Source organism: Microvirga pakistanensis, assembly GCF_004458765.1.
In the GTDB taxonomy this organism is placed as follows: Bacteria; Pseudomonadota; Alphaproteobacteria; order Rhizobiales; family Beijerinckiaceae; genus Microvirga; species Microvirga pakistanensis.
Window position 1 is genome coordinate 1 of sequence record NZ_SPJX01000226.1, and the last position, 223, is coordinate 223.

1 protein-coding gene is annotated in these 223 nt (G+C 60.5%); it reads right to left on the minus strand.

All coding sequences use genetic code 11. The features are described from left to right. Positions 1-182: STAS domain-containing protein (locus E4K09_RS14090; RefSeq protein WP_134498032.1), on the minus strand; the 182-nt coding region annotated here is incomplete at its 3' end. Between the last annotated feature and the right edge of the window lie 41 nt (positions 183-223).

Sequence of the window (223 nt, forward strand, 5' to 3'; positions counted from 1 at the left end):
AGGGCGCCGAGCCCCGAGCTGTCGATGAAGTCCACCCGGCTGAGATCGAGGACGATCTGGTTCTGCCCGCCCTCGATGCACCTCGTCATCTCGTCCTTGAAGATAGGCGCCTTGCTGGCGTCGATCCGTTTCTCCTCGACCTGGACGACGAGGATGTTACCGCGTTGATCAGTGGACAGCATGGGCAGGGGTCCTTTCGGCTAAACGTTCCAGCATGAGAACG